The sequence below is a fragment of the Rhodoblastus sp. genome (genome assembly GCF_019449565.1).
Taxonomy (GTDB): Bacteria; Pseudomonadota; Alphaproteobacteria; order Rhizobiales; family Beijerinckiaceae; genus Rhodoblastus.
On record NZ_JAGRPM010000038.1, the window covers coordinates 57130 to 83321 of the forward strand.

General features: G+C 62.0%; 22 protein-coding genes and 1 riboswitch. Of the genes, 19 read left to right on the forward strand and 3 right to left on the reverse strand.

What is annotated here, in order from left to right; translation table 11 throughout:
- Window positions 1-7: 7 nt before the first annotated feature.
- The 5 genes from otsB (at window position 8) to QZ409_RS08865 (ending at window position 7503) form a co-directional block, all read left to right on the forward strand.
- The gene (gene otsB, locus QZ409_RS08845) at window positions 8-859 is read left to right on the forward strand and encodes a trehalose-phosphatase (protein WP_296709567.1); all 852 of its coding nucleotides are present in this window, start codon (window positions 8-10) and stop codon (window positions 857-859) included.
- Entirely contained in the window at window positions 856-2640 is a 1785-nt protein-coding gene (locus QZ409_RS08850; protein ID WP_296709570.1) for a glycoside hydrolase family 15 protein, read from the forward strand. Before otsB ends, QZ409_RS08850 begins: the two co-directional genes overlap by 4 nt.
- Window positions 2637-4055 carry a trehalose-6-phosphate synthase gene (locus QZ409_RS08855; protein WP_296709573.1) on the forward strand — a complete coding sequence of 473 codons (1419 nt, stop codon included), beginning with the start codon at window positions 2637-2639 and terminating at the stop codon, window positions 4053-4055. Before QZ409_RS08850 ends, QZ409_RS08855 begins: the two co-directional genes overlap by 4 nt.
- A gap of 158 nt (window positions 4056-4213) precedes the next feature.
- On the forward strand, window positions 4214-5317 hold the full coding sequence (locus QZ409_RS08860) for a glycosyltransferase family 4 protein (RefSeq protein ID WP_296709576.1): 1104 nt from the start codon (window positions 4214-4216) through the stop codon (window positions 5315-5317).
- On the forward strand, window positions 5314-7503 hold the full coding sequence (locus QZ409_RS08865) for an amylo-alpha-1,6-glucosidase (protein ID WP_296709584.1): 2190 nt from the start codon (window positions 5314-5316) through the stop codon (window positions 7501-7503). Before QZ409_RS08860 ends, QZ409_RS08865 begins: the two co-directional genes overlap by 4 nt.
- Before the next feature lie 87 nt (window positions 7504-7590).
- On the opposite strand, the gene QZ409_RS08870 is transcribed toward QZ409_RS08865, so the two are convergent.
- On the reverse strand, window positions 7591-8826 hold the full coding sequence (locus tag QZ409_RS08870) for a HAMP domain-containing sensor histidine kinase (protein WP_296710225.1): 1236 nt from the start codon (window positions 8824-8826) through the stop codon (window positions 7591-7593).
- A gap of 142 nt (window positions 8827-8968) precedes the next feature.
- Complete coding sequence (locus QZ409_RS08875) at window positions 8969-9661, reverse strand: response regulator transcription factor (protein ID WP_296709587.1); 693 nt, start codon at window positions 9659-9661, stop codon at window positions 8969-8971.
- Window positions 9662-9856: 195 nt separating this feature from the next.
- Here QZ409_RS08875 and QZ409_RS08880 point away from each other — a divergent pair, with 195 nt between their 5' ends.
- The 5 genes from QZ409_RS08880 (at window position 9857) to QZ409_RS08900 (ending at window position 14405) form a co-directional block, all read left to right on the forward strand.
- Window positions 9857-10282: a hypothetical protein gene (locus QZ409_RS08880; protein ID WP_296709588.1), complete on the forward strand. Its 426-nt coding sequence runs from the start codon at window positions 9857-9859 to the stop codon at window positions 10280-10282.
- Window positions 10283-10321: 39 nt separating this feature from the next.
- Complete coding sequence (locus QZ409_RS08885) at window positions 10322-10942, forward strand: ABC transporter substrate-binding protein (RefSeq protein WP_296709591.1); 621 nt, start codon at window positions 10322-10324, stop codon at window positions 10940-10942.
- 31 nt (window positions 10943-10973) lie between these two features.
- Window positions 10974-11714: an ABC transporter ATP-binding protein gene (locus tag QZ409_RS08890; RefSeq protein ID WP_296709594.1), complete on the forward strand. Its 741-nt coding sequence runs from the start codon at window positions 10974-10976 to the stop codon at window positions 11712-11714.
- On the forward strand, window positions 11711-12829 hold the full coding sequence (locus QZ409_RS08895; protein WP_296709596.1) for an ABC transporter permease: 1119 nt from the start codon (window positions 11711-11713) through the stop codon (window positions 12827-12829). Before QZ409_RS08890 ends, QZ409_RS08895 begins: the two co-directional genes overlap by 4 nt.
- A 67-nt stretch (window positions 12830-12896) precedes the next feature.
- Window positions 12897-14405: a GNAT family N-acyltransferase gene (locus QZ409_RS08900; protein ID WP_296709599.1), complete on the forward strand. Its 1509-nt coding sequence runs from the start codon at window positions 12897-12899 to the stop codon at window positions 14403-14405.
- A 24-nt stretch (window positions 14406-14429) separates the two neighbouring features.
- Here QZ409_RS08900 and QZ409_RS08905 read toward each other — a convergent pair whose 3' ends face one another.
- Window positions 14430-15335 carry an RNA polymerase sigma factor gene (locus QZ409_RS08905; RefSeq protein WP_296709602.1) on the reverse strand — a complete coding sequence of 302 codons (906 nt, stop codon included), beginning with the start codon at window positions 15333-15335 and terminating at the stop codon, window positions 14430-14432.
- Here QZ409_RS08905 and QZ409_RS08910 point away from each other — a divergent pair.
- The 9 genes from QZ409_RS08910 (at window position 15327) to atzF (ending at window position 26180) form a co-directional block, all read left to right on the forward strand.
- A complete protein-coding gene (locus tag QZ409_RS08910) occupies window positions 15327-15854 on the forward strand; it encodes a DUF4142 domain-containing protein (RefSeq protein ID WP_296709605.1) in 528 nt (175 codons plus the stop codon). The two genes, QZ409_RS08905 and QZ409_RS08910, sit on opposite strands and share 9 nt — an antisense overlap.
- 30 nt (window positions 15855-15884) lie before the next feature.
- The gene (locus tag QZ409_RS08915) at window positions 15885-16193 is read left to right on the forward strand and encodes a hypothetical protein (protein WP_296709607.1); all 309 of its coding nucleotides are present in this window, start codon (window positions 15885-15887) and stop codon (window positions 16191-16193) included.
- A 237-nt stretch (window positions 16194-16430) separates the two neighbouring features.
- Window positions 16431-16537, forward strand: a riboswitch (guanidine-I (ykkC/yxkD leader).
- Between the two features lie 77 nt (window positions 16538-16614).
- Window positions 16615-17685 (forward strand): putative urea ABC transporter substrate-binding protein, encoded by a 1071-nt coding sequence (locus QZ409_RS08920; RefSeq protein ID WP_296709610.1) that lies wholly within the window; start codon window positions 16615-16617, stop codon window positions 17683-17685.
- Between the two features lie 39 nt (window positions 17686-17724).
- A complete protein-coding gene (locus QZ409_RS08925) occupies window positions 17725-18543 on the forward strand; it encodes an ABC transporter permease subunit (protein WP_296709612.1) in 819 nt (272 codons plus the stop codon).
- Window positions 18540-19358 (forward strand): ATP-binding cassette domain-containing protein, encoded by an 819-nt coding sequence (locus QZ409_RS08930; protein WP_296709616.1) that lies wholly within the window; start codon window positions 18540-18542, stop codon window positions 19356-19358. The genes QZ409_RS08925 and QZ409_RS08930 overlap by 4 nt, the downstream gene beginning before the upstream one ends.
- A 9-nt stretch (window positions 19359-19367) precedes the next feature.
- Window positions 19368-20183 carry an urea amidolyase associated protein UAAP1 gene (locus tag QZ409_RS08935; protein ID WP_296709619.1) on the forward strand — a complete coding sequence of 272 codons (816 nt, stop codon included), beginning with the start codon at window positions 19368-19370 and terminating at the stop codon, window positions 20181-20183.
- A gap of 10 nt (window positions 20184-20193) precedes the next feature.
- On the forward strand, window positions 20194-20847 hold the full coding sequence (locus QZ409_RS08940) for an urea amidolyase associated protein UAAP2 (RefSeq protein ID WP_296709621.1): 654 nt from the start codon (window positions 20194-20196) through the stop codon (window positions 20845-20847).
- Entirely contained in the window at window positions 20848-24393 is a 3546-nt protein-coding gene (gene uca / locus QZ409_RS08945; RefSeq protein ID WP_296709624.1) for an urea carboxylase, read from the forward strand.
- The gene (atzF, locus tag QZ409_RS08950) at window positions 24390-26180 is read left to right on the forward strand and encodes an allophanate hydrolase (RefSeq protein WP_296709625.1); all 1791 of its coding nucleotides are present in this window, start codon (window positions 24390-24392) and stop codon (window positions 26178-26180) included. Before uca ends, atzF begins: the two co-directional genes overlap by 4 nt.
- Window positions 26181-26192 lie beyond the last annotated feature (12 nt).

Consider the following 26192-nt stretch of genomic DNA (forward strand, 5'->3'; position numbering starts at 1 on the left):
AATTTCTATGAATCTGCAATCCGCAAGCAGCAGCCGCGGCGCCGAGACTGAGACCACCCGCCAGGCTCTGGCTTCCATTGGAGCGCGTCATATGCTGCCGGCACTCGACGATCTCGGGCAATATTGCATCTTTCTCGACCTGGACGGCACCCTGGTCGAGATCGAAGACCGCCCCGACGACGTTCGGGTTGACGCAGCGACTCTTCAGTTCATCGAGAGACTGCATAACAGGGTCGGGCGGGCGCTGGCGGTCGTTTCGGGGCGCGATATCTGCGTCATCGACCGCCTGCTCCATCCCCTCGTCCTGCCAGTCGCCGGCGTCCACGGCCTGCAACGCCGCGACGCCGCCGGCCGGCTGCATTCCCCAATCATCGACCAGGGGGCCGTCGAAACCATCGCGACCCGCGTCGAAGCCGCCTTTCTTTCCGAGCCGGGGGTCGTCATCGAACGTAAAGCCGGCGCCGTGGCCATTCACTACCGGCTTCGCCCCGATTTCGAAAGGCGATGCCAGGCCGTCGCCCAGAAGATCGTCCGCGACCGGGCGGACCTCAATCTGATCACCGGCAAGATGGTTTGCGAGATCAGGCTGCATGGCAACAACAAGGGCGGCGTCATCGCCAGCTTCCTCGAAGAGCGTCCATTCAAGGGCAGGAGGCCGATTTTCGCCGGTGACGACGTGACCGACGAATCGGGCTTCCTCACCGTCAACGCCTGCGGCGGGATTTCGATCAAGATCGGGGAGGACCTTACCGCCGCGCGCTATCGGGCGGCGAATGTTCAGGAATTGCGCAAATGGTTCGACACGATGATCGCCGCGCCTGGCGATCTCGCGCCGCCTAAGGCGGCCGGTCTCAAATGAGCGATCTCGACCTCGGAGTCATCGGAAACTGCGCGGTCGCGGCACTGGTGGATCGGGACGCCCGTGTGGTCTGGTATTGCCTGCCGCGTTTCGATGGCGACCCTGTTTTCCACGCCCTGCTCGGCGCCCCGAAAGACGCGCCGGACGATGGCGTTTTCGCCATAGAACTCGAAGACCATGTCCACAGCGAACAACATTATATCGAGAACACCGCCGTCCTTGTGACGGAACTGCACGGCAGGCAGGGTTCGCTGCGCATCACCGATTTTGCGCCACGCTTCGTCTGGCGGGATCGCCTGTTTTATCCCCAGGCCCTTGTGCGCCGGCTCACGCCGATTTCCGGCAGTCCGCGTATCAAAATTCGGCTCAGGCCGCGTTTCGAATATGGCTCGGTCGCCCCTGCGCGCACCTATGGATCGCATCATATTCGCTATGTCGGCCCGCAGACGACCATGCGCCTGACCACTGACGCGACGATCGATTTCATTCGCGACGAGACCTTTTTCAATCTCAGCGCGCCGCTCGATCTTTTCCTCGGCCCCGACGAAACCTTGCAGCTTGGCGTCAAGGAGACCGCCGATCGGCTGGAGGAGCGCACGCTCGTCTATTGGCGCACCTGGACCCATCGTCTCGCCACGCCATTCGAATGGCAGGACGCGGTCATTCGCGCCGCCATAACGCTCAAGCTCTGCACCTACGAGCCGACGGGCGCGATCGTCGCGGCGCTCACCACCAGCATTCCCGAGAGCCCCGGCACCCAGCGCAACTGGGACTATCGCTTCTGTTGGCTGCGCGACGCCTATTTCGTCGTGCGCGCGCTCAACCGCCTCGCCGCGGTGCGGAAAATGGAGAATTACTTTCGCTGGCTGATGAATATTGTCGCGTCCCTGCATGAGAACGACATCCAGCCCGTCTACGGGATCGGGTTGGAAAACAAGCTGATCGAGCGGGAGATTCCCGACCTGCCCGGCTATCGCGGCATGGGACCGGTGCGCGTCGGCAACCAGGCCTATGAGCATCTCCAATATGACAATTACGGCAATGTCATTCTGGGCGTCGCGCAAATGTTTCTCGACCGCCGCCTGCTTTCGCCGCCAAACAGGGCGGATTTTCAGCATCTCGAAGCGCTGGGCCGCAGGGCGCTCAAATTCTATGATCAGCCGGACGCAGGCATGTGGGAATATCGCACCCGCGCCAGTGTCCACACCACGTCCAGCCTGATGTGCTGGGCCGCGGCCGACCGTCTGGCGCGCATCGCCCTCCATATTGGCGAGACTCAGCGCGCAAGCGAATGGCGCGCCAGCGCCGACCGCATTCGGGAAGTCATTCTGGAGCGATCGTGGTCGAAGAAGCGGCAAGCCTTCGTCGATTCCTTCGAGGGCGAATATCTCGACGCCGGCGTGCTGCTGATGACGGAAGTGGATTTCATCGACCCGCGCGACCCCCGCATGGTTTCGACCGTCAAGCAATTGGAGAAGGTGCTCGGGCGCGGCCCGCACATGATGCGTTATGAAGCGGCCGATGATTTCGGCGCGCCCGGCACGGCCTTCAACACCTGCTCCTTCTGGCGCATCGACGCCTTGGCGCGCATGGGCCGCGTCGAGGAGGCGCGCGAATATTTCAGCGAATTGCTGAAATTGAGGAATCGCCTCGGGATGATGTCCGAGGACGTCGACACCAAGAGCGGCGAAATGTGGGGCAATTATCCGCAGACCTATTCGCTTGTCGGCATCGTCAATTGCGCCGTGCGCCTCTCCCGTCCTTGGGAGGCCATCATTTGACCAGGCTCGTCGTCGTCTCGAACCGCGTTTCCGATCCCGGCCCTGGCCAGGCCGCCGGGGGTCTGGCGGTCTGCCTGCTCGACGCCATGCGCGATCGGGGCGGGCTGTGGTTCGGCTGGAATGGGGATATTGTCGCGGAGGAGTGCGAAATCGCGATCTCTTCCGCGAAGCATGGCCGCTGCACGATGATGACCGCCCCGCTCACCGAGCGCGATTATCGTGAATTCTATCTCGGCTTTTCCAACGAAGTCCTGTGGCCGATCCATCATTACCGGCTCGATCTCGCCCGTTTCACACTCGAGGCCGGCGAAGGCTATCGACGGGTCAATGCCCGCTTCGCCGACCTGCTGACACCGCACCTGCGCCGCAGCGATCTCATCTGGGTCCATGATTATCATCTGATCCCGCTCGGCGCCGATTTGCGGGCGCGCGGCGTTGGCAACCAGATCGGGTTTTTCCTGCATATTCCCTTCCCCCCGCCGGATATTCTGACGGCCGCGCCCGAATATGAGCGGCTGGCGCAGACCCTGCTCGATTACGATCTCGTCGGCTTTCAGACCGCCTCCGACCAGGCGAATTTCTCCCGTTTCGTCAGCGAAGTTCTGGGCGGCGAGATCGTCGCGCCGGATATTGTGAGGCTTGAGGGCAAGGTTCTGAAGACCGGCGTCTTCCCGGCCGGGATCGACGTCGACGCCTTCGTCGCGATGGCGGAAGATCCCGAGGGCGCGAATAAAATTCGCCAATATGAGCGTCATGGCGCAACGCGCCTCTATGCCATAGGCGTCGACCGGCTGGACTACAGCAAGGGCCTGCCGGAAAAATTCCGGGCCTTCCGGCGGCTGCTCGATTCCTATCCCGAAAACGACAAGCCGATGACCCTGATCCAGGTCGCCTCGCCCACCCGCGATGATTTGCAGGCCTATATCGACATCCGCCACGAACTCGAAGCCCTGTCCGGCAAGGTCAACGGCAAGTTCGGCGATTTCGACTGGACGCCGCTGCGCTACATCCATCGCTCCGTGCCGCGCGAAACCATCGCCGTGCATTACCGCGCCAGTCGCATCGGCCTCGTCACGCCCTTGCGCGACGGCATGAATCTCGTCGCGAAAGAATATATCGCGGCGCAGGACGAAACCGATCCCGGCGTTCTGATCCTGTCACGCTTCGCGGGCGCCGCGGAGGATCTGCAGGAAGCCCTGATCGTCAATCCCTATGACATCGACGAGGTCGCGCATGCGATGCGGCGGGCGATTGAAATGCGGAAGGAAGAGCGCATCGAGCGCCATCAGATGCTCATGAAGCGTATTCGTCAGCACGACGCCTGCAACTGGATGGTGAGTTTCTTGCGCGCCTTGCGCTCCTGTCGCGGAATGGAGGATCCGCGCGACCAAGAAAAACAACTACGAGAAATTTGAAGCGCTGCTGTAGACCGCGCCGCGTCACGATCGGTCACATAGCCAAGTCTATGTCAATTTCTTTCAAGTCTGTCTCAATTTTTGGAGAGCCGAGCCCAAGGCTTTGAAACCACTTGCGGGCTTGAGCGTTATTCTAACAGCATAGGAGGCATTTCAGCATGAAAATCGGTCAGATCGCCCCACCAATGGAAAGTGTGCCTCCGAGACTCTACGGTGGGACGGAGCGCGTTGTTTCCTATCTCACGGAAGAACTCGTCAATATGGGCCATGATGTCACCCTTTTTGCGAGCGGGGACTCCCTGACATCGGCCAATCTTGTTTCTTGCGCTCCGGCAGCCTTGCGTCTCAACGACCAGGCGCGGGACGCGATTCCTTATTACGTGATGATGCTTGAGCGCGTGCGGCAGCAGGCTCACAACTTCGACATTCTCCATTTTCACATCGACTATTTTCACTTCCCGCTGTTTCGCTCGATTGCGCGGCGCACGGTGACCACCTTGCACGGACGGCTGGATTTGCCGGATTTGCCGGCCTTCTACAGCGCCTTCGAGGGCATGCCCTTGGTGTCGATTTCGGACGCGCAACGCGTGCCCCTTCCGAAGGTGGATTTCGCCGCGACCATTCATCATGGCTTGCCGCTGCAGTTTCACAGTCCGACCTTCGATCCGCGCGGAGGCTATGTCGCCTTCCTGGGCCGCATCTCTCCCGAGAAAGGTCCAGAACAAGCCATTCAGATCGCCCGGGATCTGGGGATTCCCCTCAAGATCGCCGCAAAGGTCGACAAGGTGGACGAGGCTTATTTTCGCGAGCGCGTCGCGCCCTTGCTCAATAGCCCGGGCGTCGAATTCATCGGCGAGATCAACGAGATGCAAAAAACGAAGTTTCTCGGCGAGGCGCTGGCGCTTCTGTTCCCGATCGACTGGCCCGAACCTTTCGGATTGACCATGATCGAAGCCATGGCCTGCGGAACGCCGGTGCTGGCGTTTCGAAGGGGCTCTGTTCCCGAGATCATCGACGAGGGCGTGACTGGCGTTATCGTCGACGGCATGGAGCAGGCCGCAGCAGCCCTGCCCCGGGTGCTGGGCCTTGACCGCCGCGCCGTCCGCCGGCGTTTCGAGGAACGGTTTTCGTCGCGCTCGATGGCGAAGAATTATGTGAACCTCTATCGCTCCCTGCTGGCGCCAGCTCCCGAGCTGGAGCTCGACAGGAAAAGGGAGGTTGTGGCGCAGCGAAGAGTCAGTACATCGGGGGCCGCGCTTTGAAAGAAGTCCCGGCGCCACACACCGCCGAGTCGCTTGATCCGGCGCCGGACGCCGATTTCTACATTCCGGCGACCGGCCCGACGCGGCATCGGCGCAATCTCAAACATGACGACACCTTCACCGTCGTCGACAGTCATGGCGACATCGGCGCCAGCGTCGGGGGCGCCGATGGGATTTTTCGATCCGACACCCGATATCTGTCCTATTTCGAATTCCTGCTTAATGGCATGCAGCTTCTGCTGCTGAGTTCGAATGTCCGGGACGACAACTCCAATCTTTCGGTCGATCTGACCAATCCCGACATTTATCGTGAGAACAAGCTCGTCCTGCACAAGGATCTCGTCCACATCGTCCGGACCTTGTATTTATGGCGCGGCGCCGCCTATCAACGCTTCGGCGTTCAAAACCATGGCGATGAGAAAGTATCGCTGCGGCTGGCCTTCGCTTTCGCCAGCGATTTCGCCGATATCTTCGAGGTGCGCGGCATAAGGCGCGAGCGGCGCGGCGTCGCCTCCGCCTGCGTGGTCGACGAGAAAACCGTCCTGCTGCGCTATGAGGGTCTCGATGGCCTCACGCGCTCCACCACGCTGCTTTTCGATCCGCCGCCCACCCAGCTGACCACCAGCGTCGCATCCTTTTCGATCGTGCTGGCGCCGGGTGAGCGGCTTTCATTATTCGCCACGATCTGCTGCGACGACACGTGTCAAACTCCGCCCGCGCCATTCCTTCGCGGACTGGTCGCGGCGGCGCGCGAGGCGAAAGCCATGAGCGCCAATATGGCCAGCGTCGAAACCTCCAACGACCTGTTCAATCAGATCCTGTGCCGCTCGGTGGCCGATATCAAAATGCTGACGACGGAAACCGCGCAGGGGCCGTTTCCCTATGCGGGCATCCCCTGGTATTCGACTACCTTTGGCCGCGACGGCATCATCACGGCAATCGAGCTGCTATGGTGCGACCCCGGCGTCGCGCGCGGCGTTTTGTGGCGTCTCGCGGCGTTTCAGGCGAAGGGCTTCGACCCGGTCAGCGACGCGGAACCGGGAAAAATCCTGCACGAAATGCGTTCGGGCGAAATGGCGATCCTCCATGAGGTTCCGTTCGCGCTTTATTATGGCAGCGTGGATTCGACGCCGCTTTTCGTCATGCTGGCGGGACTCTATTTCGAGCGCACGGGCGACAGCCAGACCATCCTGGAATTATGGCCCCATATCGCGGCGGCGCTGGCGTGGATCGATGGGCCGGGCGATCCCGACCGTGACGGCTTCGTCGAATATCATCGCCAAACCGATCAGGGCCTCGCCAATCAGGGCTGGAAGGATTCCCACGACGCCGTCTTCCACGCCGACGGGCAGCTGGCGCAGGGACCGATCGCTCTCGCGGAAGTGCAAGGCTATGTCTTCATGGCCAAGCAACTTGCGGCGCGCCTCGCGCGGCGGCTTGGCAATGAGGCTCTTGCGGACGCGCTCGACCGGCAGGCGAGCGAACTCGCGGCCCGTTTCGAAGAGCGTTTCTGGTGCCCGGAAATTGCGAGCTATGCGCTGGCGCTCGATGGCGCGAAGCGGCAGTGCAAAGTCCGGACTTCGAACGCAGGGCAGCTTCTTTTCACGGGCGTCATCTCGCGCGCGCGCGCTGCCCAAGTCACGGAATGTTTGATGCGGCCCGGCTTTTTTTCCGGTTGGGGCATTCGCACGCTGTCGCAGGCGGAACGGCGCTATAATCCCATGTCCTATCACAACGGATCTGTCTGGCCGCATGACAACGCTTTGATTGCGCTAGGTTTTGCCCGCAACGGGCTGTCGCGCCCGATCGAGCGTGTCTTCACGGGCCTGTTCGACGCCGCAACCTATATGGACGCCAGCCGCCTGCCAGAGCTGTTTTGCGGCTTCCAGCGCCGGAGGGGGCGCGGTCCGACGCTCTATCCCGTCGCATGCGCGCCGCAGGCCTGGGCCGCAGCCGCGCCTTTCGCACTGTTGCAGGCTTCGCTCGGACTCAGCTTCAATCCCGAATTAAATGAAATCCGGCTGCTGAATCCGCGCCTGCCATCATTCGTCGATGAAGTGATTCTGCGTCAACTTCGTCTCGGCAATTCAAGCGTCGATCTCGCGATCGGCCGTCACGGCGAAGAGGTCTCCCTCCGGGTGCTGCGACGCGAGGGACAGCTTCGCGTGACCGCCATACACACTTGAATTTTCGCTGAATATCGGGGCTGGCCGTTCTTTTCGGCGCCGGTCACGTCACCGCTCTGATTGGTTCCACGAATGACGTCTTTTGAATCAGCCGGCGCCTTCCGAATTGAAAGGACGCAGCTCGCCGGATGGATGAAGCTTAAGTCGCACGATAAGTCCCGGCGCATTGTCGATCAGTTCGACACGCGCCCCATGAAGAAGCGCGACCGCGGCGACGAGGCTGAGGCCTAACCCGTTGCCCGGGCTTTGGCGGCTTCGCTCGAGCCTGTAGAAGCGCTGGAACACACGCTGATGTTCGGATAACGGAATTCCCGGTCCGTCGTCGGCGACGGAAACGACCGAAACGCCGTCGCTCTTTTTGACTTCCACCGACACCTGGCCCTTGGGGCGACCATGCTTGACGGCGTTGTCGACGAGATTGGCGACGGCATCGAACAGCAGATCCCGGTCGCCCATTGCGACGACGTCGGGATCGCCAATGACTTTGAGATGAACTCCCGATTCTTCGGCCGCGGCGTCGAATAATTCGACGACCTCATTCGCTATGGCGAACAAGTTGACCGGTCGAAGCGGCGTCGATGGGGTGTTTGCTTCGATTTGGGAGATCCGCGTAAGCGAGGCGAACATCCGCAGGACGCCGTCAAGTTCGATGATGGCTTCCCCAATCACGGACTGGTCGCGCGCGGCTTCGCGCTCCCCATGATATGCTTTTTCGAGTCGTCCACGCATGCGGGCGAGCGGCGTGCGGAGATCGTGCGCCACATTGTCGCTCACCTGTTTCACTTGCTCCATTAATTCTTCGATGCGGTCGAGCGACCGATTGAGGTTTGCAGCCAGTTCATCCCATTCGTCATGCGTCCCGCGCAGCGGAATGCGCTGACCCAGACCACATTGCATGATTGCGCGGCTGGTCGCATTGACGGCCTCGATGCGCCCCACCGTTCGCCGCGTCACAGCCACGCTGGCGAAAACTGCCAGCGCGAAGATCAACAACAGGCAGAAAACGAAGGCCGCCTTGATTTTTTCGGTGAAGCGGCTGAGCTCGGCGATGTCCCGACCGACAAGCAGATGGCTGCCGTCAGGAAGCGTCGCGGCGGCTGCTCCCAATAGTGGCGCGCCATCGCGGGTTCTGAATTCCACCCATCCGACCGAGATTTTCGCGGACGGCGGCCACGCCGCGAGATTGCCGGCAACAGGCGCAAAAGACGGATCGGCGAGCAAATAGACATTGCTTTTGGATGCCGGGACGACAGCTTTCTGCGACAGCGCTGCGATCAACGCGTCTCGCCCCTTCGTCACAAAGACGTCCCGCAACTCGCCCATCTCGATTTCGGCCGCGTTTGCCGATTGGCTCGTGACATAGGTTGCCGTCGCCCGATAGACATAGGCGAACAGCCCGAGGACGATTGCGCCAAAGATCAGGATCGAGGCCAAAGCCTGCCTGAACGTGGAGGATCGCAGCGTCTTAGCCAGGAGCGCGGACACAGAACCCTATGCCTCGTATCGTATGAATGAGCGGATAAGCTTGACCGGCGTCGACCTTGCGCCGCACGCGGCCGACGTAAACGTCGATGATATTGGTCATGGGATCGAAATGCAGATCCCACACATGTTGCAGAAGCATCGCCCGCGGGACGACATGACCCTGGTTGCGAACGAGAAACTCAAGCACCTGAAACTCTCTCGGCAGTAAGTCGATCTTCTGGTTGCGGCGGCTAACCGCCCGCGACACCAGGTCGAGTTCGAGATCGCCGACGCGCAAGACGATTTCCTTGCCGGAGTTTTCGCTTCGCCGCACGAGCGCTTCGACACGCGCAAGGAGTTCCGCGAAGGCGAATGGCTTGACGAGGTAATCGTCGCCGCCGGCGCGCAAGCCGCGCACGCGATCGTCAACCTCGCCAAGGGCGCTGACGATCAGGGCGGGCGTGAAAACGCCCTCTTCCCTCAGCAGTCGGATCAGTGAAATTCCGTCGATCCCAGGGAGCATGCGGTCTATCGTCATTGCGGCGTAATCGACTGAACGGCCGCGCTTCAGACCCTCTTCCCCATCGAGCGCAAGATCGACGTTGTAGCCATGCGTCGCAAGCGAATCCACGAGCTGCTCAGCCGTCTCGCAGTCGTCTTCAATGACAAGAATGCGTGATGGTTTGCCGATCATTTCGCGGCATCTCTAAATTTGCGCCGGAAGCTGCTTGCGATGATGATCCTGTCACAACAATAGACATCCGAAAACTAACTTTTTTGTCAGAAACTGTCGGATTAGTCATTTGTAATTATTTGACTATTCTGGTTCCATCTGATTTCGCGATCTTGGGGCGCCGGTGCGCCCGTCTCGCTTATCGAGGATCGGGTCATGAAAAACCGACGGTTGATTGGCTTGGCCGCTGCGGCGCTCGGAGCGGCGATGATGGTTGCGGCGCCGGCGGAGGCGTTCCGCGGCGGCGGGGGCTTTGGGGGCATGCATGGCGGCGGAATGCATTTCGGCGGCGGCGGCTTTGGCGGGATGCGTGGCGGCGCGGCGCATTTTGGCGGCGGCGGATTTCGGGGGGGCGGATTTCGCGGGGGGATGGCGTTTGGCCCGAGAGGCGGAGCGCCATTTGTTCACCAGCGCGTCGCCTTCCATAATTTCGCCTTCCGGCGGCATCACCGTTTCAACAATGTCGTGTTCGTCGGCGCGCCCTTTGTCGGCGTAGGCTATTATGGGGATACGTGCTGGCGCCGCGTCTGGACTTATTACGGCTGGCAGTGGGCCAATATTTGTAATGACTACGGCTATTGAGCCGCCCGACCGGCCATGGCCACGATCAGAGGCTTGACGATGCCTGGATGGAGCGGTTGGCGCCCAAAGGCCGGTCACTGGGCGTCATTCGCCCTGGCGGCCGCAATTGGCGTAGGCGTCGTCCTGGGATCGTCCGCACGCTTCAGCGGCGCTGCGGCGGCTGAGATCGATCCGCAGGACGCCGAATTTCTCGCTACCATCAACAGGATCATCATGGAATCCGGCGCCCAGCCTGCGGCGCAGACGCATCACGCTTGCGATCGGATTGTGACGACCGCGATCAATATGGACGCCGTCGCCCAGAGCGCGACGGGACCGATCTGGGTCCGCATGTCGCCCCAGCAGCGCGCCGCATTTCGCGCGGCTGCGCGACGATGGGCGATCCGTGATTGTGTCCGGCAAAACCAGGGCGCCGAGGGAAGCCCTCTCCAATTGATTGGATTGAAGCAAGGCGAGGACAGCGCGCGTCTCCTCGCCACGCGTTCCAGCAAACCGGCCCACATGATCATCTGGCGTCTTCACGGCGCCGGAAAAGCACAGGCCGTGGATGTCGTGGTCGATGGCCGCAGCTCGGTCATTTCACTGCGGAACGAAACGAAGGCTCTTCTCGGCCGCAACAATGACGACATTGACGCCGCGACGGAGATGCTGGGCCGCTAAATGCGGGATCGTGTTTGAGAGACCTTTCGATATGACGGCTTCGTCTCCATTGATGCGCCTCGAGAATGTCAGCCGCAAATTCGATGACGGCGCGGTTGTCGCATTGTGCGACGTGAGCCTCTCGACCTATGCGAGCGACTGCATCGCCCTCCTGGGCAAGAGCGGCAGCGGCAAGAGCTCTCTCATTCATATGCTGTCCGGCTGCGACGAGGCGACGACCGGCAAAGTCTTTTGGCGCGAGGAACAGGTATGCGACCAGCGCGGGTGGCGAAGGCTTCGTGGGCGGCATATCGGCATCGTGTTCCAGGAATTTTATCTGCTGCCGACTTTATCCGCGATGGAAAATGTCGAATTGGCGCTGATGGACGGACGCTCGTCGCGCGAGCGCCGGCGCCGCGCCGCCGAACTGCTGGCGAGGGTTGGATTGGAAGCGCGCATGCGTCATCTTCCGGCGGCTCTATCAGGCGGCGAGCGCCAGCGCGTCGCAATCGCCAGAAGTCTGGCAAATACGCCGGCCTTATTGCTCGCCGACGAGCCGACTGGCAATCTCGATTCCGCCAATACCGCTTCGATCATGGAGCTCCTTCTGGAGATCCAGCAAACGCACGGCATGGCTCTGGTCATAGCGACCCATGACGAAAATCTCGCCGGGCGTTGTCGCCGCCGCGTCACGATCAGGGATGGGCGCATAGTCGACGACTCGAGCGCTCCGCTGGCGGCCCTTGAAATTGGGAAAGCGCGTCAGGAACGAATGAAGGGGACGTCGCCGTGAACCTGATTACGCTCGCGCTTCGCAACCTGCAACGGAGAGCCTCGCGTACGGCGGTCGTCTCGTTCAGCGTCGGCCTCGCTGTCGCCTCTGCTCTGAGTTTGGTCGCGCTTGCGGACAGCATCAGCCGTGGCGTCGCAGAAGGAGCGGACGAGCGCGGCGCCGACCTCACAGTTCTCTCACGCAACGCCTCCGATATTTTTTCCGGCTTCATTGCCGAAGATGTCCAGAACAGGCTGGCGTCGCTCCACGGCGTCCAGGCTGTCGCAGGCGAGCTCTTGATGTATGCGCCAGTCGATCATGATCAACAGAAAGTCCTGACCGGCTGGGCCGCAGACAGCTTCTTCTGGAATGGAATGCCAATCGCCAGCGGCCATGTTCCCGGGCCGCACGAAGGTCGGGGCGTCGTCCTCGGGGCCGGAGCAGCGGAATCCTTGCACAAGGATGTCGGAGACACGCTCGACATCCTCGACACAAGGTTCCGCGTCGTCGCGATCGCGAATTATCAGTCCGCGCTCAACCGCTCGATGATCTACATGGCCTTGTCCGAGATGCAGGAGATCGCCTACAGGCAAAATCAGGTCACGATGTTTGAGATCAAGCTTCAGCCGACGCTCCTGCCGGCCGCGATCGAGGCGATCAAGTCGGAGATCGGGCGAATGGATTCGCTATTCGCCACGCCGACAGATCAATTGCTCCAGCGCGACCGCAATCTTCTGGTCATGAAGGCCATATCGCGCTCGGTATCGCTGATCGCGCTCACGATGGGGGGGCTGAGCGTCCTCAATTCACTGCTGATGGCGGTGCAGGAGCGCACGCGGGAGATCGGTATCCTGTCGGCGATCGGATGGTCCAGGTCGCGAACAATGGCGTCGATCGTGTTCGAGGGCGTCCTGATCGGGATAGCGGGCTGTTTTATTGGGATTCCGCTGTCCTACGCCATATCGCTGCTGTTCAGATACCTCCCGGCCATTGGCGATATTCTATCTTTTCACCCCAGCCTCTCGATGACGCCTCCGACATTGCTGGTCTCAATCGCCCTCTGCGCGGTCGGATCGCTTTATCCTGCCTGGCGCGCGGCGTCGATGAGCCCGGCGGAAGCGCTGCGGCGACTTTGAATGCAGGCTGTCTCGGCGAGGCGGCCGCCGAGGACACACTGCTCGCAAAACGAGAGGAGAGAATGAAATGGCGTCTTTGTCGGACTACGAAATTCTTCTCGCTCCCGCGCGCAAACGCTTCGACGAAAGCTTTGGCGTGAGAAGCTTGCAGGCAATGGAGGATGCGGCCCGCGCGGAACTGTTCCTGATGTATTTCTGCGCCTTGGGCGCGCATATGACCCAGCCGGTAGAGGGCTGGATTCGCCGTGCGGGGGTTCGCTGCGAGCAGATGGGGTTCACGCAGGTCGGACGCGCATTGGCGCGTCATGCCTCCGCTGAGGCGGATCATCACCTCTTGATGATCGCCGATCTGCGGTCTCTCGCCGCGCGATGGAACGTAACCCACGCGCCCTCCGTCGACGCCGACGACATGCTCGATCAGGCGCCCAGCCCCGGCGTCATGACATATTGCCAGCTGCACGAAGAAAACATCGCGGGCGAAACGCCATTCGCTCAGGTCGCGATCGAATATGAAATCGAGATGCTGCCCTTGCGTTATGGCCAGCAGATTGTCGGGCGCTGCATCGAATTGCTCGGTCCAGACATTATTTCCTGCCTTAGTTTTATCACGAAGCACATCATGCTCGATGGCGCCCACACGGATCTCAATGCACGGGCGCTGAACGATCTGATCGAGCGCGCGCCCTGGAGTCTTTCCGCGCTCGCAGCAGCGGGGAAGGCGTCGCTAGACGCTTATGCAAGCTTCCTTGGCGACTGCGTGCGGCTCGCAGATGCGCGAGCGAAGGGCGCCCAAAGCCATTTCGTCCCTCGACCGTCGCTCAGTTGGCGGCTGAAGGAACCGCCCGGTTGGAAACTGGATCGGGACAATAATGGGCCAACTCTCGATTGGCTCGCTGAGGTCAGGGCTCTTCGCGGGAAGGCTTTTTACGAAGACGGCCGCCGGCCGGCGTTCAGAACTCCGGCAGGCGCCTTTCTCGATCCTGACCCAATTGATCGCCACGCCTTTCATGTCCTGGCCTATGATGGCGCCAAACTCGTCGGTTGCGTGCGCCTCTATCATCTCGATCGCGATGGACCCGCATGTCTCACCGAAAAAAGTCTCGGCGCGGAAATGTTTTCACAGATGCTGCGAACATTGGGAGCAAGACAAGATGAAATTGTGGAAATCGGTAGATGGGTCGTCGACCCCGAATATCGAGCGAAAAATCGCGATTTTGGACTGAGCGTTCAGTTGGCGGCGGCATCGGCCGTCGTTGCTGACGCTATCGGGAAAGCTTCCCGCGCGGAGCATGGCTTCGCGATTTGCGCCGCGGGAACAAAAGATCGTCAAGACAGGATGCTGACCCGGCTTGGCATGGCGCCGATCGCCGGAATCGGCCCCGTTTACTGCGAAAAATATCGCGACACTATCAGCGTGCTCTGTTGTTCCTCGGCACAGCGATTGTCTCCGCTGTTAACAGGGCTAATCGATAAAATGGCGGAAAAAATTGGACTGCTTAACGCCCTCGGGAATCCATTCCTTTTCGGACAGGAACCTGTCCGGCACCCAGATCCTAGTTCGCATCCTGCTGGATGACAAACTTTGCAATCAGTCTGAAATTCACGTGGCTCCGTCTGGCGTTGCGAGCGCAAGCGCGGCCAAGACTCGTTCTGTGATCCCGCGACACCTCGCGCCTTCGAATGAGAACGCTTCGTTCAGGCTGGCTCCGAGGCGTTGTTCGAGCGCCTTTCTGAGCCTGGCGCGAGCGCGATGCAGCCGGGTCTTTACTGTAGCCTGCGGCAAATCCAGCGCGGCGGCCACCTCATCGACGGTCATGTCCTCGACGGCGCGCATCATGAAGACCGTCCGAAACGGCTGCGGAAGATCGTCGATGGCGTTTTCGAGCATTTTACGGATCTGCGCACTTTCCGCGTCGTTTTCCGGATTGCCTCGGCTTGAAGGGAAAGCGATGACCTCGGCCGCGAGCCGCCCGTCCAGCTTTTCGATCTCGATCATGGGACGTTCCTTCCTTCGCCGCCCGAAAGCTTCGTTGAGGACAATCCGCACCAGCCAGGTCGACACCCGGGATTCGTCGCGAAAGCCGTCTGCGCCCGCAAAGGCATGCGTCCAGCCCGCCTGGACGATGTCCTCGGCCTCGACGTCGTTGCCGGCCACCGCACGCGCAACCCGATAAAGGCGGCGATTGTGCCGCTGCATCAAGGCGACAAATGCCGGCGTGTCGCCGACCCCCGTACGCGCCAACAGTTCGGCGTCTGAAACGGCGTCAAGAATCGTTGCCCGCACAGTGCTGTCTTTCATCGAACTCCCCCCGTCTGCTTGGCCCGCAATGTTGATCCGCGCACGGCGCACGAAAAAACGCGGAGCGGCCTCCATCGAAGATTTGACGGCCGCGCCGGGAAAAAGTTCCCGGGAACCTTTTTTCAGGACTGGCATCCAATGGCCGCTGTCAAAAATGGGCGGACCTTGTTGGCCCGCCTCTCCCCAAGGAGAACGACCATGATTCATGCACGAAGCATCCTCGCGGGCGCGGCCCTGTGCGCTTTGGCGTTCGCCGTGCGAGCGCAATCGCCTTCGCCGCTAACCGACCCGCAAATTGCTCACATCGCCTATACCGCGGGACAGATTGACATCGAGGCGGCGAACCAAGCGCTGCAGAAGTCGAAGGATAAAAACGTCCGCGCATTCGCGGAAGAAATGGCCAGAGATCATGCCGCGGTCAACAACCAGGCGCTTGCGCTGGTCAAGAAGCTCAATGTCAAGCCCGAGGACAACGCCACCAGTCAATCCCTCGTGCAAGGCGCCGACAAGAAAAGGGGGGAATTGGCTAAACTGAGCGGTTCAGCTTTCGACAAGGCCTATGCCGAGAACGAAGTCGCCTACCACAAGACGGTGAACGGCGCCCTTGCCAGTAGCTTGATTCCTTCGGCGAAAAACACCGAACTGAAGGGGCTCCTCGATACTGGATTGAAGCTTTTTACGGAACATGAAAAGCACGCCGAGCATCTTGTTGGCGAGCTGAAATAGGCCGGCGGCATGACAAAACCCAAATTCACAATGGCGTTGGCGGCGGCCCTTGTCGCCTTTATGGCGGCGGCGGACGCGAGCGCTGATCCTTCGACGCATTTGATCGTCGTGAATCATCTCGCATATGGCCGGGCGCCAGAAGGGCTGCGGATTGGCGACATCATTGAGTGGAGCAACGCCGATATCTTCCGGCATACCGCGACCGCCACGGACGGCAGTTTCGATATCGATCTGCCGCCCGGGGCAAAGGGCAGGACTGTGCTTAAACGAGAAGGCGCCATCCAATATTTTTGTCGCTTTCATCCTGGAATGAAAGGCGCGTTGAATGTCGGCCCCTGAGCCGAAGCAGAGCTCGCGCGTGGCAAATTCCGCCGTCAACCCGAAGCGGCCGGTCGGACAGATCCTGCTGCAATAGCCAGCGAAGCGGCCAATTGTGGCGAGCGCCGCATCGTGACGCCCGGAGCTCTGTTGCGCCGAGGCTGCGTGCAAGTTGAATAAACAAACTGCGCAAACTGCCGATTATTTATGCATATTGAGACTTCCCATTTTTCGCGTCAGCGCGTTACCCTAAGGCCTAGAGTTGGCGGCTAGGGTTCCGGTCTCATCAAGAGGCGCTGGTCCGAGAGCCGCCCCCCGAAGGGAGACATCCTTCGGGCGCACGGCGGGACAAAAGCCCGGGAGACCTCGTAAGCCAAGGGATTGGCAATACGATGGTCTTCGCCAATCCCTCTCCATGTCTGGATTTTTGAGGGATAGCCGTATGCGCAAGAACTCTTTCCTTCGCACGATTGTCGTTGCAGGCTCCGTCCTCGCCCTGAGCGTTGGCGGCGCGGCGGCAGAAGCCAAGAAAAGCTTCAAGGTCGCCTGGTCGATCTATGTGGGCTGGATGCCCTGGGGCTATGCCGCCGACTCCGGCATCGTCAAGAAATGGGCTGACAAATATGGCATTTCCATCGAAGTAAAACAATTCAACGACTATGTTGAATCGATCAATCAATATACTGCCGGCGGCTATGACGCCGTGACGATCACCAATATGGACGCGCTTTCCATCCCGGCGGCGGGCGGCGTCGACACGACCGCGATGATCGTTGGCGACTTCTCCAACGGCAATGACGCTGTCATCCTCAAGAACAAGACCAAGCTGACCGACATCAAGGGACAGAATGTCAATCTGGTCGAATTCTCGGTCTCGCATTACCTGCTCGCGCGCGCGCTCGACAGCGCCAAAATGTCCGAAAAGGACGTGAAGGTGGTCAATACCTCTGATTCCGACATGGCCGCCGCCTACAAAACGCCGGACGTCACCGCCGTCGTCACCTGGAACCCGATCGTCCTGGAAATCCTCGGTTCGCCGGACGCCCATAAAGTGTTCGATTCCTCGCAGATCCCGGGTGAGATCATGGATCTCATGGTCGCCAATACTGGCGTCCTGAAAGACAATCCCGCGTTCGGCAAGGCGCTGGTCGGCATCTGGTATGAGACTTTGACCAAAATGCTCGCCGACACCGCCGAGGGCAAGGCGGCTCGCGAAGCGATGGCCAAGGCTTCAGGCTCCGACCTCGCCGGCTTCGAAGCCCAGCTCAAGACCACCAAACTTTTCGCAACGCCCAAGGAGGCCGCGGCCTTCACGGAAAGCAAGGACGTTGCGACCACCATGGACCATGTGCGCGAATTCCTCTTCGCCAAATCCCTGCTCGGCAAGGACGCCAAAAGCGCCGGCGCCATCGGCATCGAACTGGCCGACAAGAAAGTCCTCGGCGACGCCAAGAACGTCAAGTTCCGCTTCGACCCGAGCTTCATGCTGCTCGCGGCTGAAGGCAAGCTTTGATCGGCAGTTCCTGACTTTTGTCATCGCGCGGGGAAGAGAATGCGTTTTCTCAACGTCAAACCCTCAAGGGGCCAAGCCCTCTTTCTGGCCGCCCTTCCCTTCGCGCTGACCTTCGGGGCCTATCTGCTGTTCTCGCATCTCCGGCTGGCGGAAAACCCCAACGACAAATTGCTCCCCTCCTTGGGGAGCATGATCCAGGCGGTGAACGATCTGGCCTTTCACGCCGATCCTCGAACCGGAAATTACATTTTGTGGCTCGATACGGCGGCGAGCCTGCGGCGGCTCCTCATCGCCCTGACGATCTCGACACTATCCGCCCTGATCATCGGCGTCGCCACGGGCTTGCTGCCCATGGCGGGCGCCTTGCTCAACCCCTTCGTCGCCGTGATCTCCATGGCGCCGCCACTGGCCCTTCTGCCCATTCTGTTCATCGTGATGGGGCTCGGCGAAGCGTCCAAAATCGCGCTGATCGTCATCGGCACCGTCCCGGTGCTCGTGCGCGATCTCGCGATGCGGGTGTCGGAATTGCCGCGCGAACAATTTCTGAAGGCGCAGACGCTCGGCGCCTCGACCTGGCAGATCGCCCTGCGCATGGTTTTGCCGCAAATGTTGCCGCGCCTGGTGGATTCGCTGCGGCTGCAACTCGGCCCAGCCTGGCTGTTCCTGATCGCGGCCGAAGCCATCGCGGCGGATGCCGGTCTTGGCTATCGCATCTTTCTGGTGCGCCGTTATCTGTCAATGGACGTGATACTGCCCTATGTCGCCTGGATCACGCTGCTGGCCTATCTCTCCGACGCCGCGCTGCGCTGGGTTCAGAACCGCGCCTTTCCCTGGTTCGCCGCAGCGAGGGCGTCATGAGCTTTATCCGCGTCGAAAATGTCTGGAAGGAATATGCCGACCAGATCGTCCTGGAGGACATTTCGTTCGAGATCGAGCGGCGCGCCTTCCTGATGCTGGTCGGTCCCTCGGGCTGCGGTAAAACCACCTTCCTGCGCATGCTGCTCGGCGAGGACGCGCCGACGCAAGGCAGAATCATTTTCGACGGCGCGCCGCTGGTCGCCGAACCCGACGCCAGTCGCGGCGTGGTGTTTCAGCGCTATTCGGTGTTTCCCCATCTCACGGCGTTGCAAAATGTCATGCTCGGCGCGGAGCTGGCGCAATCCCCGCTTCTCGGCAAGCTGTTCGGCGCCAAGCGGCGCGCGGCGGCCGAGCAGGCCCGCGCCCTGCTCGACGAGGTTGGCCTATCGGGCGCGGCCGACAAATATCCAGCTGCAATGTCGGGCGGCATGCAGCAGCGCCTCGCCTTGGCCCAGGCGTTGATGCGGCAGCCGAAAGTGCTGCTGCTCGACGAGCCTTTCGGCGCGCTCGATCCCGGTATTCGCTCCGACATTCAGGCCTTGATGAAAAGTCTGTGGAACGAGACCGATCTGACCGTCGTGATGGTCACCCATGACCTGCCGGAGGCCTTTCGCCTCGGCACGCGTATCCTCGCCTTCGAACGCCGCCGCAATCGCCCGGAAGAGCGTGAGCGCTATGGCGCAACCATCGCCAAGGACATCGAAATCTGGCCGCCGCGCGTCGCCGGCGCCGCCAAACCCTTCAGCCGCCCTGGCCGGGACGACCCGGCCAAGACAGGGGCAGAGCCGGGACGGCCCGGATTTCAAGCCTCGTGAGGAAGAAACATGATTCTGACCGAAGCGCAGAAGGCGGAAATCGCCGTCAATCGCGCGAATTATGAAAGGCTCAAGGCCGCGGGCCAGGGCGCCGCGCCGCGCGCTCTGCCTGAACTGACGAAGAAGGACGGCGCCCCCATTCTCGAAGGCGCGATCATCGCGCGCGAAACCGTTCCCGGCGGCTGGTATTTCTATGGCCGCATCGCACGCGGCGAGACTTTGCGCCTGTTCAGCGCCCACGGCCGCGCTTCGGTCTCCGTCGTCGCCTGGAACGCGCATGACGTCAGCGAACGGATCAACCACGCCGATAGCGTAAAGGTGCAATGGAGCGCGAGCCTGCGCAAAGGCCGCGTCATCCTCTCCGACATGGGCAAGGTGGTTTTCTCGATCGTCGAGGACACCAACGGCGCCCATGACGCTCTGGTCGGCGGCTCGACTGCCGCCTCCAACGCCAGGAAATACGGCGGCGACCATCGCAACACCCGCGACAATTTCATCCTCGCCGCCGGCAAGCTCGGTTTTTCACGCGCGGACATCCCATTGCCGGTGACGTTTTTCGCGCCGATCGATGTCGACGCCGATGGCCGCTTCGTCTGGAATGAATCAAGGCGCGCCAACAATGATTTCGTCGATCTGCGCGCGGAAATGGACCTGCTGATCGCTCTGTCCAATTGCCCCCACCCGCTCGATCCCGCGCCCGATTACGCTCCCGGGCTGCTGGAGCTGACGCGGTTTCGCCTCCCCGTCCCGCCCGATGATTTCTGCCGCACCGGCAGCGCGGAAGCGATCCGCGCCTTCGAGAACAACGCCGCCGCTCTGGCCTGAGGAGGGGATGATGAGCCAATTCACTTGCGTCCCGGCCGCCCGCGCCGCCGCCGAAGCGATTTACGATTTCGAAATTCCCGCGCAAAAGCCGTGGTCCCATATTGTGCGCAAGGGACAGGTTTTGCGCATTGTCGACAGCTATGGCCAGCAGGCCGTGGACACCCTGTTCTATCGCGCCGACGATTTCAGCGAGCGCTACAGCGCGCAGGACACATTGCGCGAACAGGGCTCGGCCTATGTCGTCGAAGGCACGGCTTTGATGTCGAACGAAGGCCGCGTGATGGCGCGCGTCGTCGCCAATACCGGCGGCGCCCATGACACGTCGGCGGGGGCCTGCTCTTGCGAGAGCAATACGGTGCGTTTCGGCCATCACGTCAAATACCAGCACGCTTGCCGCGAGAATTTCGTGATGGAAGTGACGAAGCACGGCATGTCGAAACGCGATGTCGCGCCCAACATCAATTTCTTCATGAACGTGCCGGTCGAGCCCACCGGCAATCTGGCCATTGTCGACGGCGAGTCGAAACCCGGCGATTATGTCGAGCTGGTCGCGGAAATGGACATTCTCTGCGTCATTTCCAATTGCCCGCAAATCAACAACCCTTGCAACGGCTTCCATCCGACGCCGGTGCGGGTTCTGATCTGGGACGCTCCGGAGGCCTGAATGTTCACGAAAGTCCTGATCGCCAACCGGGGCGAAATCGTCGGCCGGATCGCTCGAACCTTGTGCAAAATGGGCGTCAAGAGCGTCGCGGTCTATTCGGACGCCGACCGCTTCGCCCGGCCGGTTCTCGACGCCGACGAAGCTTTTCGGCTCGGCCCGGCGGCGGCGAACGAAAGCTATCTGCTGGCCGAGAAAATCATTGAAGCGTGCAAGCAGACCGGAGCGCAAGCGGTCCATCCCGGCTATGGCTTCCTGTCCGAAAATGTCGCTTTCGCCGAGCGTCTCGCGGCGGAAGGCATAAAATTCATCGGCCCGCGCCCGGACCATTTGCGCGCCTTCGGCCTCAAGCACACGGCGCGCGAAATCGCGGAAAAGGCCGGCGCGCCGCTGCTGCCGGGCTCCGGCCTGCTCGACGATGTCGAGCAGGCGCTAAAGGAAGCCGAGCTTATTTCCTATCCGGTCATGCTGAAAAGCACGGCGGGCGGCGGCGGCATCGGCATGCAGCTCTGCGAAGGCCCGGAATCGCTGCGCGAAAAATTCGAGAGTGTGCGCCGCACCGCCAAGGCCGGCTTTGGCGACGCCCGGCTCTATCTGGAACGTTTCGTCGCTTTGGCGCGCCATGTCGAAGTGCAGATTTTCGGCGACGGCAAGGGCCGCGTCGTCGCGCTCGGCGAGCGCGATTGCTCGCTCCAGCGCCGCAATCAGAAAGTGGTCGAGGAGACCCCGCCGCCCGGGCTTTCCGACGCCATGCGCCGCCGCCTGCGCGAGGCGGCCGTCGCGCTGGGCCAGAACGTCAATTACGAATCCGCCGGCACGGTCGAATTCATTTATGACGTCGCGCGGCAGGACTTTTACTTTCTCGAAGTCAATACGCGCCTTCAGGTCGAGCATCCGGTGACCGAGGCTGTCTTCGGCGTTGATCTGGTGGAGTGGATGATCCGGCAGGCGGCAGGCGAAGACGTGCTGTCCGGAGCCGAAAAGCTGACGCCGCGGGGCGCGGCCATGGAAGCGCGCATTTATGCGGAAAATCCCTCGGCGGGTTTTCGCCCCAGCGCCGGGCTGCTGACCGACGTGGTCTTCCCGTCCGACGCCCGCGTCGACGGCTGGATCGAAAAGGGCGCCGAAGTCACGGCGAATTACGATCCGATGCTCGCCAAGATCATCGTCCATGGCGCGACTCGCGACGAGGCTCTGGCGAAATTGCGCGCGGCCCTGGCGCAAACCCGCATCGCCGGCATCGAGACCAACCTGTCCTATCTGCGCGCCATAGCCGGGTCTGATTTTTTCGCGCGCGGCGATGTGGCGACCAATGTGCTGCCGCATTTCGCGTTCCGTCCGCGCTCGCTCGACGTGTTGAGCCCCGGCGCGCAATCGACCATTCAGGAACTGCCCGGCCGCCTTGGCCTGTGGGACGTCGGGGTGCCTCCGAGCGGCCCGATGGACGAGAAGAGTTTTCGCCTCGCCAATCGAATCGTCGGCAATCCGGAAACCGCAGCGGCGCTGGAGCTGACCGCGCGCGGCCCGGTCCTGCGCTTCAATGTCGACACCCTGTTCGCTTTGGTCGGCGCCCGGATGAGGGCTCGGCTGGACGGCGTCGAAATCCCCAATAATGCGCCGGTCGAGGCCCAGGCTGGACAGGTGCTTGAACTCGGCGCCGTGGACGGACCCGGCCTGCGCGCCTATCTTGCCGTTCGCGGCGGCTTCGACGCCCCCTTGTTCCTCGGTTCGCGCGCGACCTTCACGCTCGGCGGCTTCGGCGGCCACGCCACCGGCGCCCTGAAGGCTGGCGACGTTCTCCATCTCGCCGACGCGCCGGCGGGCGAAGCGCGGGCGCTGGCGCCTGAGGACGCGCCGCCGCTGACCCACGACTGGCGTTTGTCGGTGGTCTATGGCCCGCATGGCGCGCCGGACTTCTTCCTCGACGAGGATATAGAGACCCTGTTCTCGTCCGAATATGAGGTCCATTTCAACTCGGCGCGCACCGGCGTGCGCCTCGTCGGCCCCAAGCCGACCTGGGCGCGTCGCGACGGCGGCGAAGCCGGCCTCCATCCGTCCAATATTCACGACAACGCCTACGCCATCGGCTCGATCGACTTCACGGGCGACATGCCGATCATTCTCGGCCCCGACGGTCCGAGTCTCGGGGGGTTCGTCTGTCCGGCGGTCACCGCCCGCGAGGATATGTGGAAGCTCGGCCAGCTCAAGCCCGGCGACAAATTGCGTTTCATCGCGGTCAAGCGCGACGCCGATCCGATCACGGGGCCGACCGTTTTGCGCGCGCCGGAGGAGCTCGGTTCGCCGATCGTCGGGCGCAATGAGCAAGGCCCGACGCCGGTGGTCTATCGCCGGAGCGGCGACGATAATCTGCTGGTCGAATATGGGTCGATGAGCCTCGACATCGGCTCGCGCATGCGGGTCGGCCTGCTGGCCGATGCTGTGCGACATGCGAAACTCCCCGGCCTGATCGACATGACGCCGGGCATACGCTCGCTGCAAATTCACTATGACGGAACGGCTCTGTCGCGGCCGAAACTGCTCGACGCCTTGCGCGAGATTGAAGCCTCGCTGCCTTCGATCGAGCAGATGAAGGCGCCGAGCCGGATCGTCCGCCTGCCCTTGTCGTGGAACGATCCGCAGGCCGAACTGGCGATGCGCAAATATCAAGACTTGGTGCGCCCCAACGCCCCCTGGTGTCCGTCGAATATCGAGTTCATCCGCCGCATCAACGGCCTCGACGACGAGGCGGCGGTCAAGGAGATCATTTTCGACGCCTCCTACCTCGTCCTCGGCCTGGGCGACGTCTACCTCGGCGCGCCGGTCGCGACGCCGGTCGATCCGCGCCATCGGCTCGTCACCACCAAATACAATCCTGCCCGCACCTGGACTCCGGAAAACGCGGTCGGCATCGGCGGCGCCTATATGTGCGTCTATGGCATGGAAGGGCCCGGCGGCTACCAATTGTTCGGCCGCACCATCCAGATGTGGAACTCCTGGCGCAGCACCAGGGAATTCGCGCCGGGCGCGCCATGGCTGCTGCGCTTCTTCGACCAGATCCGCTTCTTCCCGGTCAGCGCCGAGGAATTGCTGGAGGCGCGCGCCGCCTTCCCGCATGGCGCATTTCCGCTGGAAATCGAGGAGACGGAATTTTCCTACGCCGATTATCAGGCCTTTCTCGCGCGCGAGGCCGGCGGCATTGCGGCCTTCAAGAACCGGCAGCAAGCGGCGTTTGAAGCCGAGCGCCAGCGCTGGCGCGACCAGAAAATTGACGAGGCGCCGCTTGACGACGCGGCGGCCGCGCTCGGCTCCGGCGGCGAGGTTCCCGACGGCTGCATCGGCCAATTTTCGGAGGCGCCAGGCAATGTCTGGAAACTGATGGTCGAGGAAGGCGCCCATGTCGAAATCGGCCAGCCGCTCGTGATCATCGAATCGATGAAAATGGAAATTTCGATCGCCGCGACCGCCCGCGGAATTGTCCGCGCCATACAGGCCAAACCCGGCCAGACCCTGCGCGCCGGCGACATCGTCTGCGCCCTGGAGGAAGTGTGATGCCCGCTCTGTTCACGCTCGACGCCTTGCGCGACCGTTACGCGGCGCGACCCGAAGACGTCCTCGATGTGGTCGAGGACGTGCTGGCGCGGATCGCCGCGAGCCGCGATCCGGCGATCTTCATTTCCCGCGTCGCTCCAGAAGAGCTGCGCGCCGCCGCCCGCGACCTGCTCACCCGCGCGCCCGATCCGGCGCGCCTGCCGCTATGGGGCGCTCCTTTTGTGGTCAAGGATAATATTGACGTCTCGGGAAGCGAGACCACCGCTGGCTGCCCGGCCTATGCCTATCGCGCCGAAGCCGATGCGACGGTGGTGGAAAAGCTGAAGGCGGCGGGCGCGCTTCTGGTCGGCAAGACCAATCTCGACCAATTCGCAACTGGCCTCAACGGCACGCGCTCGCCCTACGGCGCGCCGCGCTCGGTCTTCAACGCCGATTACGTGTCGGGCGGGTCAAGCTCTGGCTCGGCGGTGGCGGTTGCCTCCGGCCTGGTCGCCTTTTCGCTCGGCACCGACACCGCCGGATCGGGCCGGGTGCCTGCGGCGTTCAACAACATAGTCGGGATCAAGCCGACGCCGGGCCTCATCAGCGCGGCAGGCGTTGTTCCCGCCTGCCGCAGCCTCGACTGCGTCAATGTCTTCACCGCAAGCGTCGCCGATGGCGTCATGGTGCGGCGAGTCCTTGATGGGTTCGACGCCCGCGACGCTTATTCGGTTCCCCCGGCGCCAAAAGGCCTGCCGCCCAGGCCGCGCGTCGGCGTCCTGGCGGCCAAGGATCGTGAATTCTACGGCGACGCCGAAAGCGCGGCTCTATACCAGCAGGCGATCGCGCGCGCCGAAACGCTCGGCTGGGCGACTGTCGAATTCGATTACGCGCCGTTTCTGGCCATCGCCTCGCTCCTTTATGAAGGGCCGTGGCTCGCCGAACGCCTGGCGGCGATCGAGCCTTTCCTCCACGCCCAGCCGGAAGCGCTCGATCCGACGGTGCGCGGCCTGATCGAACAGGCGCGCAAATTCACCGCCGCCGACGCCTTTCGCGGCCAATATCGCCTGAAAGCCCTGCTGCTCGAGGCTGAAACGGAAATAAAAAAATGCGATTTCCTGCTGCTGCCGACCTCGCCGACGATCTACAAGGTCGAGGCGATGCTTGCCGATCCGGTGCGGCTTAACGCCCATTTCGGCCGCTACACCAATTTCGTGAATTTCTGCCGCATGGCGGCGATCGCCGTGCCTTCCGGCTTTCGCGCCGATGGACTGCCATTCGGCGTGACGCTGATCGCGCCGGGCCAATGCGACGACGCCCTGGCGCCCTTCGCCGCCGCCTTTCATGACGCCACGGGCTGCGGTTCGGGAGCGGCGAAAGAGCCGGTCCCGGCGAAGGTTGCGCCGGTTGCCGACGGGCGGATCGAGATTGTCGTGGTGGGCGCGCATCTCACGGGCCAGCCGCTGAATGGACAACTGACCGACGGCGGCGGCTTTCTGGTTGAATCCACGCGCACGGCTGGCGATTACCGCCTGTTCGTTCTGCCCAACTCGACGCCCGCCAAACCCGGCCTCATCCGCGAACCCGGATTTTCCGGAGCGGGACTGGAGGTCGAGGTTTGGTCGCTTCCGGCGGATTCCTTCGGTCGTTTCGTCAACGGCATCCCTGCCCCGCTCGGCGTCGGCAAAGTCACGCTGGCCAGCGGCCGCGTCGCGACCGGCTTCCTTTGCGAAGCCCACGCCCTGCGCGGCGCGCGGGAAATCACCGAACTCGGCGGCTGGCGCGCCTATCTCGCCACGCTGGCCTGAGAACCAAGCAGC